Origin of the sequence: Cognatishimia activa (assembly GCF_001458335.1) — a bacterium.
In the GTDB taxonomy this organism is placed as follows: domain Bacteria; phylum Pseudomonadota; class Alphaproteobacteria; order Rhodobacterales; family Rhodobacteraceae; genus Cognatishimia; species Cognatishimia activa.
In genome coordinates this window covers 63,192-76,134 of record NZ_CYTO01000018.1, presented here as the reverse complement: position 1 = coordinate 76,134, position 12,943 = coordinate 63,192, and the positions used below count along the sequence as shown (strand labels likewise).

Genomic DNA, 12,943 nt, shown 5'->3' with positions numbered 1-12,943 from the left:
CTACCCTGTCAGACCAGACCACTTAAAGAGCGAAAATTGGATCAGAAAAAACAGAAAAAGTCTCCGCTATCATTACGAGCGGCAAGTGCGACCGGGCGTTCAGCGCTGTTCTTGGCTAAGGTCGCGGGGAAAGCTGGCTGGGCAATCGCCAAGCCCGTGGGTCGGCAGACAGGCAAGATCGCCGCAAAAGGGGGTAAAGCGGTCAAAGATCATGCGGCTGTAAAGTTCGCAGAATTTGAACTTAGACATACCAAATATACGCCGGAGAACTTCTTTGAAAAAGGAGCAATCTCTCTGGAAGACCTCGTCGATGCGCTGTTGATTGAAAAGCGCGGCACGTCGGCCAGGATCGTTACAGCGCTTTCGGGGAAATTGGCTGCGGCAGGTACGACAGCAAGTCTATTTTCCATCGCATCCATTCTCGGAACAGCCAGTACGGGAACGGCCATCTCTTCACTTTCAGGCGCAGCTTTCAACAGTGCCGCGTTGGCGTGGATTGGAGGAAGCGTTGTAGCTGGCGGGTGGATTGTCTTGGGTGTAGCTGCTGCTGGAGGCACAATCGCATATTTTGGATCTCGCAAGCTTGTTGGAAAATGGACCGGAAAACGGCGCAAGAAAAAATCCTTGGACCAGCAAGAAAAGCGGTTCGTCGAGGCCTGTTTGATGTTGGCAACGGCATTTCGTGAACGGGTAAAACAGAACGCCATTTTGGACCCATTCACCGCTGAAACCCTGCAACAGAACTTAAAACATGATCTCCTCGAACAGTTAGATGTCTGCATCGCCAAAGTTAGCGACTGGCCGGATCTTCCGTTGATGCGCCTTGAAGATCGCAAGGTAGATCTAGTCGAATTGTTCGATACCTTGTCAACGACGAATGGTCAAAAGTCATCAGTTAGAAGAAAACCCTCTGCGGCTGTCCCTGTCGTATCAGGTGTCGTATCCGCCACGATGTTGAAATTGATGTCGGACACCTTGCCTTCATTTACGGAAAATGAGGAGTTGGTCCTTCAGGCGCTACGTCGATCGAACAACAGCCTTGCTGATGCCAGTGAACTTGAGCTGTCTGAATACGTGCAATCGCTATCCGTTGAGCAAATTTCCGGGCTCAAAAACAACGTAAAGGGGATCTACCACGAACTCGCGTTTCAGCGGCAAGAGAACCTGGATGGCGACGAGTACATCGTCGAGCTTTTCGGCGACACGAACCATGCTGGCGCAGATGTCCGGATTATCAATGTTGACACAGGCGATGTTTCAGAAGTTCAACTCAAAGCGACAAATTATGCGTCTTACGTACGTGACCACAACGAAAAATACGAAAACATCGATGTGCTCGTAACAAGTGAGGTTGCTGCCTCTTCGCCAGATTGGTCTTCCTCTGAGTTCAGCAATGCCGACCTAACAGCTGACACGTCCTCAGCTTTACACAAGCTCGGACATGGTGCCGACGCGGACATTGTTGAGAGTATGGGCGTCGCTGCGATGGTGACACTTGCGGCCAATGCCAAGTCCATGTTGAAGGGTGAAGCTCTTTCAGTAGAGGCTAAACAAAAGATCATTCAGGACGGAGTAGTCACCGCAAGCGTTACTGGCTTGGTCCATCTTATTATCTAGCCGATTAAGGCCTGGACCAAATTAGAATTTTCACAACCCAGCGTCTCGCATACTTAGCGAACGTCTCCTTCACATTGCCGCAGCGTAGCATTCGCCTGGCCATCAGTTTTGCCGGTGCAGCGAATGGCTGGATCGACGGGTCGCACTGCGGCGTCCGACAGGTCAAGTGGACGGCTGCTTTGGGCCGTCCGTGATGGCCCCTTGGCGGGCCTGTCGCATGAATGCTGCACCGCCTCCGATGGCGGCAACGAGCCCACTGCGGAAGAGTCGAATTTGTGCAGCGTGCGCTCGCAGCGTGGATTGTGCTGCATTAGCGAAGATTTTGATGTGCAATACGGCGTAAGAAACAGCCATTCGCACAACCCGCAGCATAGATATAGCGGCTAAGGATCAAGTCGCGGACAAAGGGTGAATCCGCCGCGTTTGGACCAAGGTCTGCAATGCTCGAGGCAATATTGCGGCGTATTCCGGTAGGCTGGGCATTCACTGAAGCAGCGAGTTCATTTATTTGGTGGTCGTCTCCTAACTGAACCCAATGAATGCTTTGTTCTGTGCGGCAATTGCCAGTTTGGCATCAAGATTGCTTAACGGTCCCGACCGGTTGCCTTCTCTATTCCCGTTTCATACAGGGAAATCGACACCGTATTTTGCGGCCGCTGACCGCAAGACATCGGCGACGTCCGCAGGAAGTGCAATCCCCTGCTGTTGGGCAATTTGGTATTTCCGCCACTCGATTTCACCGGGTAGGTAAATGTGATCCGCATTCACGGCTTTGTCAGCGCTTTGGACGTGAGCTGTCAGCCCGTCCATATAATTCAAAAAATTTCTTCCCGCGGCGAAGGTGTCGGGATTAATTGCAATAAAGGTGAAGGACTGATTGACCGGTTCAGGTGTTGATGACACCCAACAGTTGACTTTATCCGGCGTGGGGCCGCCGCTGAGACCGGCACATAAAGCTTCGATCAGGAAGGCGAAGCCGTAGCCTTTATGCGCTGCGAAAGGCAGCAGGGCTCCTTCTTCGGGGTAGTGTGAAGGATCGTTGGTCGGGACTCCATCCTTATCCACAAGCCAGCCGTCGGGTATTGTTTCACCCCTTGCCTTGGCGCGAAACACCTTGGTCGCAGCGACGGCTGATGTCGCGATATCGAAAAATACAGGTCTTCCCGAAGTTGGAATTCCATAAGCGAACGGGTTGGTGCCCAGAACTGGTCCTTTTGTGCCCGGTACGGCTATGCATGGATCCACATTGCACATCGCAATACCGATCATTCCTGCTTCCGCAGCCATGACTGCAAAATAGCCCGCGGCACCAAAATGCCCAATATTCCGAGCAGTTACAGTGGCGGTCCCGGCATCGCGTGCTTTATTGATGGCCATCTCCATGCCGTCGATTGCCGTTTGGAATGCCATTGCTCTTTTGCCGTCGATAGACGCCCATGTCGGACCTTCATCGATGACAGAAGCGGTCGCATTCAGGTCCATTTTTCCGGTCTCGAAATTTTCCAGGAGTTTAGGGAGCTGCCGTGTTCCATGCGTATGAACACCCCACATGTCCGTTGTCACCAGTACATCTGCCGTTGCTCTAGCGCCTTTGGAGTCCAGCTTAGCCAGTTCCATCATCTTCAGACAGAGCGCCCTGAGGTCGGTTTCTGAGACTAACGTTTCGTTTTGGGTTGTCATGTTTGCCTCCGGCAAGTTCTGTTTCTCAAAGTGACACGTAGATGGCTGATTGCGGCTCACCCGTCCAAGAGGGCCTGCGCCGCCTTGATCATTCCATCCGATTGTATTGCGCCCAGATGGCTCGTGACGCGCGCTTTCCATCGTGGGTCGCCCGCTAATGTCTGGGGTATCAGGCCATCAATTCGCCCGATAGCGGCCAGCACCTCTTGCGGTGTTGTGGTTCCCGTCCATGAGCTGATGAGCGCCTTTTCCAGCGGGTCCTGAAGGCGATAAATATCCCCCGACTCGGTCTTGCCGGACGTATAACGAAGCCAAGCTGCGGTCGCGAAAGCGTAAGTATCGTAGGCCATGCCACGCTGCGCCAGCGCCTTAGTAGGGGTGAATATCCGTTGTCGCATCTTCTGACTTCCATCCATGGCAATTTGAAATGTCGAGTGGGCGATATTCGGATTATCAAAGCGATCTATGAGCGCCTCTGCATAGTCGTCGTAGTCGAAATCAGGGAGCGGTTTCAAAGTCGCGGCGGTAGAGCGGAGATGACGGCGAAGAAGCGCACGCAGAACCGGATTTTCCATACAAGATTTGATCGTGGGGTGCTCTGATACAAAGCCCGCATAGGCCAGAAGAGAATGAGACCCGTTTAACATGCGAAGCTTCATTTCTTCATAGGGTCCGACATTGCTTGTCATGACAGCACCTGCGCGCTCCCACGCGGGGCGGCCGCGAGGAAAGTCATCCTCGATGACCCATTGCGAAAAACGCTCTGTGCGGACTGCGCATTTGTCCGAATAGCCCGTTTGAACTTCGATGTTCCGAGCAAATTCTTCGGTGACGGCGGGTGTAATCCGGTCCACCATGCTGGATGGGAAGGCGACATTGATCTCAATCCATGCCGCCAGCTCCGGATCGACAGCCTCTGCCATCGTCAATGTGACAGCACGAACCACGCGGCCGTTATGCGGAAGGTTGTCACAGCAGAGAATGGTCAAGCCCGGCTTGCCTGTCTGCCGCCTGAGGTTCATCGTATGAACGAGCAGTCCGGGCACCGTGTTCGCAGCGCTCAGCTCTTCCAGATCCTCTTGTATGTCGGGGTGGTCCAGAACGATACCCTGCGCTTCTGGATCGTAATGATATGCTTTCTCGGTGACGGTCAGAGTGATTATTTTGCAATCAGGATGCGCCAACGCCTCTACGATCTGGCGACGCTTATCCCGTAAGGAATACGAGTGAGCGATGCTGCCAACAAGCGTATTTGTGGCCCCTTCGGCGTCGCATTCTTCAAGAAAATAGAGCCCGTCCTGGGCTTCAAGTGAATGCGCGAGCGCCTGCGATCGCATGCTAACCGCAGTTATTCGCCAGTCCCCATTGCTTTTGGAAAGTGCATTATGTGTATACCAAGCCTGATGCGCGCGATGAAAGGCACCAAGCCCGATATGAACTATGCCCACCCCGATTTGCTCCGGTTCGTAAGGCAACATTTTGTCATTCAACTGCACGGCCTTGCCGAGTGAAGAGGAGTGCATAATCAGGCGGCCTTGTATTCTAGCCCGGCGATGAGCCCGCGCAGCTCGGCGAGACCTTTCAAACGGCCGATCGCCGGATAACCCGGTTGTGATTTTCGATTGAGATCATCAAGAATGTCCTGCCCGTGATCTGGACGGAACGGAATGGAGTGATCACTCCTACCGAGGCTTTTGCGTCGTGTTTCTTCATCAACGATTGCTGACACGACCGCCGCCATATCAACATCGCCTGACAAATGTTCGGATTCATGAAAAGAGCCAAAAGTCTGTTTGTGTTCGCGAACGACATTACGCAGATGAATGAAATGCACCCGATCACCCAGTCGTCGCATCATCGTCGGAAGATCATTATCGGCGCGTGTGCCCAGTGAGCCAGTACAGAACGTTATGCCATTGGCGGGAATGTCGACCGTAGAAATGAGCCGTTGATAGTCGGCTTCCGTTGACATGATCCGTGGCAACCCCAGCAAGCGTATCGGTGGATCATCTGGGTGGCAGCACAGTCTGAGCCCCAGCTTCTCTGCATGCGGAGCGATGATTTCGAGAAAGTCGGTCTGGTTCCGAACGAGCTGATCTTCATCGATATCCGCGTAAAGGTTAAGATGATCTGAGATCTGATCCATCGTCATCGTATCGGCCCCGCCCGGCAAACCGCTGATCACGTTATTTGTCAGCCGTTTTTTATACGCGCCATCACACGCCGAAAACCTGGCGCGCGCTTTTTCGACAAGGGGCTCATCAAAATCCTCTTGGGCACCGGGGCGCTTAAGAAGGAAAACGTCAAACATAATAAAATCAACTAGATCGAAGCGCATGCAAGTGGCTTGATTCGGAAGCTGATAGGCGAGATCGGTACGGGTCCAGTCAAGGATTGGCATGAAATTATAGCAGACGATGTCGATTCCAGCTTCGGACAGATTGACAAGACTCGTCTTGTAATTTTCGACATGCGAGCGCCAATCTTCTGACTGGCGCTTGATATTCTCGGATACGGGAAGGCTTTCAACGACAGACCAATTCAACGGACTGTGAAGCGCCATCCCTGAGGTGCGAATCAGTGACTTGCGGTGACCTATTTCATCTGCAGTCCAAACCTCTCCCGGTGGAATATGGTGTAGAGCGGTCACGATTCCGCTGGCTCCCGACTGAACTATGTCCTGAAGGTCTACTTGATCCTTCGGGCCGAACCATCGCCATGTCTCGTACATATTGGACTTCTCGCATTCAAAAATTGCCGTTCTTATGGGACCGTAATAGTAGCGCGGAGACGCGGCGTCAATAAGGAGTTGACTAGTATGGTAGGCAACCGTTATGCAGGAAAAGGGAGCTGAACCATGAACAAACATGATCTGCAAAAATCGATAGACCCGACCGCGACGATTTCGCCGCAGGTCTGGAAGTTGCTTCGCCACCGGATTGTGAACAACGACTTGCCGCCGGGCCACAAACTGTCCGAAGGGGAAATTGCAATGGAGTTGGGTGTCAGCCGTCAGCCTGTACGCGAAGCGTTCATAAAACTGGCTGGTGAAGGTTTTGTAATGATCCGCCCCCAAAGAAGCACATTGGTGCGCGAAATAGATGTCGAGACAGTCCTGCAATTGCGCTTCGTGCGTGAAGCTGTCGAGGCAGATATCGTCAGCACCCTGGCAGAGGATCCTGATCCTTCGCTTGTCAAGGACCTGAGGGCGGAGCTGAAAAGGCAGCGTTCGATCCGAAAGGGTGATCCTCAAGCGTTCTATAGGGCTGATCAGGACTTCCACCGCATCCTTATGGAGGCGGCCGGCAAAGGTGTCGCCTGGAAGTACATTGACGAAATCAATGGTCAAATGGACCGGGTGCGGGTCTTGAGTTATGGAATTTTCCCGATTGAAGCGCTCATCGAGCAACATGCAGACATCGTGGAAAAGATCGCAGTTGGCAATCAGGGAGGTGCCAACCTTGCAATGCGAAATCACCTCAATGAAATGCTTAGGACGCTACCGGAGATCGTTCAGCAGAATCCTGAGCATTTCGAAAATATCACCGGGCTCGAAAGCTCAAAACTACTACCAAAAAGGGAGAAGAACGATGACTAACAAACTCAAATCGATGGTGGCGGGTACCCTGCTAGCAACTTTGGGATTTTCCCCTGCGTTCGGGCAGGACATGACACTGAAGCTTGGCCACCTTGCAAATGAGCAAAATGCCTGGCATCTCGCGGCTGTCAAATTTGGCGAAGAGCTCAATACACTGACCGACGGACGTATCGCCGTTGAAGTGTTCCCCAACGAGTCTCTGGGCAAAGAAATCGATATGATCAACGGCATGCAGCTTGGCACCGTTGACATGACAATTACCGGCGAAAGCCTTCAAAATTGGGCACCGATGGCCGCGCTTCTGGCCGTGCCCTATGCCTATTCTTCTCTGGATCATATGGATGAAGTTGCAGGCGGCGAAATCGGCAATGACATCGAGGCGCAAATCATTGAGCGCGCAAAGATCAGGCCAATCGCATATTTTGCGCGCGGACCCCGTAACCTGACGTCCAACCGCGCGATCACCTCCCCTTCTGAGCTGGATGGCTTGAAAATGCGTGTTCCGAATGTACCGCTCTTCGTTGACGTCTGGAGTGCCCTTGGCGCAAGCCCATCCCCGATGGCGTTTTCCGAGGTGTTTACATCTTTGCAAAACGGAACCATCGGTGCTCAGGAAAACCCACTCGCACTGATCAGATCAGCCAATTTTAATGAAGTTCAAACACACGTAAACCTGACTGAGCATGTTCGCTCCTGGATTTATCTGACCATGGCAGAATCCACATGGCAGAAACTGAGTGCCGAAGATCAGTCGCATGTCATGGCTGCGGCGGCGACAGCACAGGAGTATGAACGTGGTCTGCTGGAAGCCAGCCTTGCCGAAGATCGTGCTTACCTGGAATCGAAGGGCATGACATTCACCGATGTGGATGGTGCCGCATTTGCTGCCGCAGCAAAGGATGCTGTGCTGGCCAATGTGAACGACGAAGTTAAACCAATCGTAGAATCGCTGTTTGACTCTCAATAAACTGCTAAACGTTTGATCTTGCCGCCCGTCATGGGCGGCAAGACTTTCAACTTCCGAGGGGTGCTCATGCCAAGAATAATCGTTAGTCTTTTCCACATGTTTTCAGCCATGTCTCGGATTTGTATCTTTATCGCCTTTGCGGTCCTTGCCCTTGCGGTTCTTACGCAAGTCTTAGGCAGAAGCGTTGGAAGCTCGCCTGTTTGGACCGAAGAATTGACGCGATTTGCGCTAATTTATCTTGCTGCGTTAGGCGCCGGTTTCGGCCTCATGACCGGCGATTTGGTAAATGTGGATATTGTTTGCGACTTCCTCCCCGGAGAGTTTCCCAGATATTTCAGAATTGCCTCTTCAATTTTGACAGCCATCTTGGCAATCGCACTGCTACCCGGCGCGTGGAAATTCTTCCAAATCGGTGGCTTACAGATATCTCCGGCATTGGGACTTCAAATGACATTCACACACTTCGCAATCCTCGCCATGATGGGCTTGTTGCTGGCGTTCGCCGTCCTTCGTACCATGATGGACATTCTTAAGCTCGACTACCGATCTGTCGCTGGAGGGTCTGAATAATGGAAGTCGCCGTTCTTTTTGCTGTCTTCTTGATCTGTCTCATCGTAGGCGTACCAGTCGCCATTTCGCTCGGGCTGTCATCATTGGCCTACCTGTTGCTGACTGGCATCCCCATTGTGGTCATGTCGCAAAAGATTTTCGCCGGGATGGACGTCTTTGTACTTCTCAGCATTCCCGGGTTCATTTTGGCCGGAAACCTGATGAACAACGGCGGAATTACCGAACGGATCATTCAGTTTGCCAATGCGCTGGTTGGATGGATACGTGGCGGACTGGGGCTTACGAATATTGGCGCATCAATGCTCTTTGGCGGCATAACAGGTACCGCCGTAGCCGATGCAGCTTCAATTGGTGGCGTGATGATCCCCGGAATGAAGAAGGCTGGCTATCCGGCGGACTTCTCCGCTGCTGTTACGGCCGCTTCATCGACGGTTGGTCCCATAATTCCGCCGAGTGTGCCAATGATTATTGTCGGAGCTCTTTCAGGAATCTCGGTCGGGCAGATGTTCTTGGCTGGCGCCATTCCTGGCATCATGATGGGGCTCGCGATGATGATTACCTGCTACATCATTGCAAAACGCCGCAACTTCCCCCGGGAAGAATGGAGAGGGTTTGGCCAGTTGCTTCGCTCATTTGGAAAGGCATTTTGGGCAATCGCAATGACCGGCCTCATTCTTTTTGGCCTTCTTAGTGGGATCGCTACTCCGACAGAAACGGCGATTGTCGCCTGTGTATATGCATTGGTCGTAGGGGTATTCATATATGGCGAGTTGCGTTTCTCTGCCATTCCTCGCATCGTCGTCGAAAGCGGTGTTTCAGCCGCCTCAATCCTCGCTTTGGTCGGTTTTGCAAATGTCTTTGGCTGGATTCTGGTTTCGGAGCAAATTCCACAAGCGATTGTCAACGCCGTGTTGTCAGTGACAGATAGCCGCATTTTGATTATCCTAATGATCAATGTCGTGTTGCTGATCGTTGGCATGTTCATGGAAACAATCGCAGCGCTCATCATTTTGTTTGTGCCTTTGCTTTCTCTTGCTCAGGCCGCGGAGATTGAACCGCTTCACTTTGCAACATTTGCTGTTTTGAATCTGATGATTGGGCTTACGACCCCGCCTGTTGGTGTTTGCCTATTCGTTTGCTCTGGGATTGCCCGGCTGCCGCTCACTCCTGTCGTCATCGCAATCTTGCCATTTCTCCTGTGCAACATCATCGTTTTGCTGCTTGTTTCATTCATTCCGGCATTTGCTACATGGCTGCCGGGCTTGGTATTCGATTAGGAAATCTTATGAAAACGACTGTTTGTAAACTTCATGGAAAACACGACGTTCGCCTGGAAAAGGAAGAGGTGGATGATCTGACGACTGGTGCTGTCAGGGTTTCGAGTGTTACTGGCGGCATATGCGGATCGGATTTGCATTATTACCATGAAGGTGGCTTTGGACCGATCCGGGTTAGACATCCCATTACTGTCGGTCATGAGGCGTCGGGTCGCATTGCCGAAGTCGGGCCGGGAGTGGATAATGTCAAGGTCGGTGATTTGGTTGCTCTGAACCCCTCCAGGCCCTGCATGACATGCAAATTTTGCGAACGCGGAGAACTTGTGCACTGCCTGGAAATGCAGTTTTCCGGCTCAGCTTACCGTGATCCCCATGAGAATGGTTTTTTCCGTGGCACGCTTGTATTGCCAGCAGTACAAACGCACAGATTTTCATCAGAAGTAAGCCCCAGTGCCGCAGCCTGCACAGAACCCTTGTCGGTTTGCTTGCATGCCCGGGCGCAAGCGCCTGATCTTACCGGGCTTCGAGTCCTTGTGACCGGTTCTGGACCGATTGGCATTCTTTGTGCAGCGGTGGCGAAGCACGGCGGGGCATCCGAGATTGTTGTTACAGATCTTGAAGATGCCCCGTTGGCCGTTGCTCGGCAGATGGGAGCAACCGACACTGTCAATGTCCGCAGAGCGCCCGATGGTTTGGGCAAGTGGCAGTTCGACAAGGGCCTGTTTGACGTCGTGTTCGAGTGCTCTGCCGCCCCGCCTGCGATCAAAAGCGCTCTAACGGCACTGCGCCCACGAGGAACAATGGTGATGGTCGGTGTAACAGGAGATGCATCTGTTCCCATCAATCTAATTGTCAGCAAAGAGATCAAGGTCGCAGGAACCCATCGATTTCACGAAGAGTTCGCTCAGGCGGTTGCTGTGATCAACTCTGGCGAAATTGACCTCGGTCCGCTGGTTAGCCACACATACGACCCTGCTGACATTGAAGAAGCATATGCAACCGCCAGCGACCGCACCAAATCGGTGAAAGTGCATGTCGCCTTTGCCGCGGAAGATTGACGATGGGTAATTTGAGAATTGGTTGCGTCGGAGAGGCGATGGTGGAACTATCGCCATCTGCTATTCCCGGAACGACACAAATCGGTGTCGCGGGCGATGTGCTGAACACCGCCATCTATCTGCGACGATCTCTGCCTGTGAATCACAGCGTTAGCTTTGTTTCCCTACTGGGCGCAGATCAAATCTCAGAAGACATGGCCAAATTCATTGCTTCACAGGGGCTGGAGACAGATCGGTTGGGGCAGCTCCCCGGGTTTCTGCCCGGAGCCTACGCTATTACGACGGACAGTTCCGGCGAGAGGAGCTTTCATTATTGGCGCGAGAACTCCGCCGCGAGACAGATGTTCCAGAGGGGCGATGAAGACCGCTTTGCCGTCCTTGATGGCCTTGATGTCATCTATCTTTCCGGAATTACACTTGCGATCCTGCCCGCTGCAACACGCTGCACGCTTTTGGAAAGGATCAAGGCGTTCACGCAGACCGGTGGTAAGTTCGTGTTCGATTCAAACTATCGGCCAAACCTTTGGGAATGTGCCGAAGTTGCACGGAAAACGGTTCAATCCGCCTGGAAAATCTGCGACATTGCATTACCGTCTGTCGACGATGAAATGTCGCTTTTTGAGGAAACCACGGAAGCTGAAGTTCTAGATCGTTTTTCATCATATCAGAACTGTTTCGGCGCTCTCAAACGTGGCGCACTGGGCCCTTTTTCAATCAACAAGAATTGCGCTGAAGTCACTTTTGACCGGGCATCGGATGTCGTCGATACCACCGCGGCAGGCGATGGATTCAACGGCGGATACCTCGCAGCGATACTCCGTGGCTCAACACAGGAAAACGCACTGACCAAAGGTCATGAACTGGCGTGCCGCATTGTCATGCACAAAGGCGCTATCCTTCCCGTAAACGCCGACCGCCCGAATGCTGATGGGGTCTAAACAGAAAACCATCACGGGTTGAATGCAGAGTAACGTCGGTGACGACCGGAGGCATAAGCGATTTCCCTCTTCTAAATCTGTCCTGCATGCGCATTACAGCATCGGACCATAGGGCCCTCTCATGTCACAAGAACGAATTCAGGTTTCGTGGGCTTACTGTAACCGTCCGGTGTCCCCGCTCTGCCGAAGGTCGCTATGACCAGATACTGCCCAGTTAAAGATAATGGACAGTAACGAGGTTTGACATGGGCATGATGCGACATCACCGGCCGGTTACGACGCAACGACGTGAAGGTGCGGTCTCGGTTCAGGCCAGTTTGATGCTCGTGAACGACCGGTTCGGTGACATGCGCTGCGTCGCAACAAAAGCCTTGTCGCGGCTGCGAACAGATGCTGCATCAGCGAAGGTTGGAAATCCAAGGTCGGTTTTGTCCGCACTCCGGTCGTCCAATCAACCGAAATGCTGCGGTGACGATCAACGTCCGTTTTGGCGAAGCTGCGCTGCAGCACCCGATGCAGTCGCGGACGGCGGCTTTGGGCCGATGTAGCGTGCATCGGGAAGGTAATCGCCCAATTAGCAAGGTCGACGCTCTTGACTTGGCGAAATCAGAGGCGTTCATGCCAAACATGAATGACCTCTCAACACATTCGCTGGATGACCTGTCAATTGACGAGTTTTCGCGGCCCAAAGCGCCGAAGGTTCCGGCAGCAACAGACATTCACCGCCGCCAAGGTCGACAGCTGGCGGCCATCCACCGTCACTATCTGATGGAGATGGCCCAAATTGGAGCGGTGTTGGCGCGGATTGAAGCGGGAGACGCTCCGCCCGAAAATCTGAGGCAGATTGTACTTTCACTCGATATGGCGGAGAATTTACGGGCATTCGGAAACCTTTGCGGACGCGAGTGCCAGGTGCTCAAATTCCACCACGACATTGAAGGTTCCGATATGTTCCCCCGCATCGAGGCGGCTGGTGGAGGGAGGTTTCGCGAGGTCGTCGCCAAGCTGCTATCAGAGCACGAGGTGGTCCACGAGTTGATCATCCGCCTCGGCCGCGCTGCGGACGCGCTGATGGAAGATCCGGAAGAGGCGAACTTCGTTCGCGCCGCCACCACGTACCGAAAACTTGAAGAGGTCGTACGCTCCCATTTTGGCTATGAGGAGACGGAATTGGCGGAGGCCATCGGGTATTACCTCGGATCGATCTGAAGCCGCATCCGGAACAGCTATGCATCGTT

The 12,943-nt window shown here is 53.0% G+C and carries 11 protein-coding genes; 8 read left to right on the top strand and 3 right to left on the bottom strand.

Translation table 11 applies throughout. The features are described 5' to 3' along the window. The coding region (locus tag TA5113_RS09185) for a hypothetical protein (protein WP_258953920.1) at positions 1-1,617 on the top strand (1,617 nt) is incomplete at its 5' end. Positions 1,618-2,238: 621 nt separating this feature from the next. On the opposite strand, the gene TA5113_RS09175 is transcribed toward TA5113_RS09185, so the two are convergent. The 3 genes from TA5113_RS09175 to uxuA are packed head-to-tail and all read right to left on the bottom strand — an operon-like array spanning position 2,239 to position 6,028. Next, positions 2,239-3,297: an Ldh family oxidoreductase gene (locus TA5113_RS09175; protein WP_058122207.1), complete on the bottom strand. Its 1,059-nt coding sequence runs from the start codon at positions 3,295-3,297 to the stop codon at positions 2,239-2,241. Between the two features lie 56 nt (positions 3,298-3,353). Continuing rightward, on the bottom strand, positions 3,354-4,775 hold the full coding sequence (locus TA5113_RS09170; RefSeq protein ID WP_245627129.1) for a mannitol dehydrogenase family protein: 1,422 nt from the start codon (positions 4,773-4,775) through the stop codon (positions 3,354-3,356). Positions 4,776-4,822: 47 nt separating this feature from the next. Next, positions 4,823-6,028 carry a mannonate dehydratase gene (gene uxuA / locus TA5113_RS09165; protein WP_048599997.1) on the bottom strand — a complete coding sequence of 402 codons (1,206 nt, stop codon included), beginning with the start codon at positions 6,026-6,028 and terminating at the stop codon, positions 4,823-4,825. A 126-nt stretch (positions 6,029-6,154) separates the two neighbouring features. On the opposite strand from uxuA, the gene TA5113_RS09160 reads away from it, so the two are divergent. The 7 genes from TA5113_RS09160 to TA5113_RS09130 all read left to right on the top strand — a co-directional run bounded on the left by TA5113_RS09160 (position 6,155) and on the right by TA5113_RS09130 (position 12,914). Next, positions 6,155-6,895 (top strand): GntR family transcriptional regulator, encoded by a 741-nt coding sequence (locus tag TA5113_RS09160; RefSeq protein ID WP_058314219.1) that lies wholly within the window; start codon positions 6,155-6,157, stop codon positions 6,893-6,895. A gap of 13 nt (positions 6,896-6,908) precedes the next feature. Continuing rightward, the gene (locus tag TA5113_RS09155) at positions 6,909-7,862 is read left to right on the top strand and encodes a TRAP transporter substrate-binding protein (protein WP_233486377.1); all 954 of its coding nucleotides are present in this window, start codon (positions 6,909-6,911) and stop codon (positions 7,860-7,862) included. Positions 7,863-7,928: 66 nt separating this feature from the next. After that, positions 7,929-8,432, top strand: a complete 504-nt coding sequence (locus TA5113_RS09150; RefSeq protein ID WP_245627128.1) for a TRAP transporter small permease — start codon at positions 7,929-7,931, stop codon at positions 8,430-8,432. Then, entirely contained in the window at positions 8,432-9,709 is a 1,278-nt protein-coding gene (locus TA5113_RS09145) for a TRAP transporter large permease (RefSeq protein WP_058316687.1), read from the top strand. The genes TA5113_RS09150 and TA5113_RS09145 overlap by 1 nt, the downstream gene beginning before the upstream one ends. Beyond that, entirely contained in the window at positions 9,682-10,767 is a 1,086-nt protein-coding gene (locus TA5113_RS09140) for an L-idonate 5-dehydrogenase (RefSeq protein ID WP_233486374.1), read from the top strand. The genes TA5113_RS09145 and TA5113_RS09140 overlap by 28 nt, the downstream gene beginning before the upstream one ends. 2 nt (positions 10,768-10,769) lie before the next feature. Beyond that, positions 10,770-11,705: a sugar kinase gene (locus TA5113_RS09135; RefSeq protein ID WP_048599992.1), complete on the top strand. Its 936-nt coding sequence runs from the start codon at positions 10,770-10,772 to the stop codon at positions 11,703-11,705. Between the two features lie 390 nt (positions 11,706-12,095). After that, positions 12,096-12,914, top strand: a complete 819-nt coding sequence (locus tag TA5113_RS09130) for a hemerythrin domain-containing protein (protein ID WP_058314192.1) — start codon at positions 12,096-12,098, stop codon at positions 12,912-12,914. The last annotated feature ends 29 nt before the right edge of the window (positions 12,915-12,943 follow it).

Coding starts and splice junctions, on each gene's coding strand:
- TA5113_RS09175 (WP_058122207.1), bottom strand. CDS start 3,297: ATGACAACCCAAAACGAAACGTTAGTCTCAGAAACCGACCTCAGGGCG.
- TA5113_RS09170 (WP_245627129.1), bottom strand. CDS start 4,775: ATGTTGCCTTACGAACCGGAGCAAATCGGGGTGGGCATAGTTCATATC.
- uxuA (WP_048599997.1), bottom strand. CDS start 6,028: ATGTACGAGACATGGCGATGGTTCGGCCCGAAGGATCAAGTAGACCTT.
- TA5113_RS09160 (WP_058314219.1), top strand. CDS start 6,155: ATGAACAAACATGATCTGCAAAAATCGATAGACCCGACCGCGACGATT.
- TA5113_RS09155 (WP_233486377.1), top strand. CDS start 6,909: ATGGTGGCGGGTACCCTGCTAGCAACTTTGGGATTTTCCCCTGCGTTC.
- TA5113_RS09150 (WP_245627128.1), top strand. CDS start 7,929: ATGCCAAGAATAATCGTTAGTCTTTTCCACATGTTTTCAGCCATGTCT.
- TA5113_RS09145 (WP_058316687.1), top strand. CDS start 8,432: ATGGAAGTCGCCGTTCTTTTTGCTGTCTTCTTGATCTGTCTCATCGTA.
- TA5113_RS09140 (WP_233486374.1), top strand. CDS start 9,682: ATGGCTGCCGGGCTTGGTATTCGATTAGGAAATCTTATGAAAACGACT.
- TA5113_RS09135 (WP_048599992.1), top strand. CDS start 10,770: ATGGGTAATTTGAGAATTGGTTGCGTCGGAGAGGCGATGGTGGAACTA.
- TA5113_RS09130 (WP_058314192.1), top strand. CDS start 12,096: ATGCTGCATCAGCGAAGGTTGGAAATCCAAGGTCGGTTTTGTCCGCAC.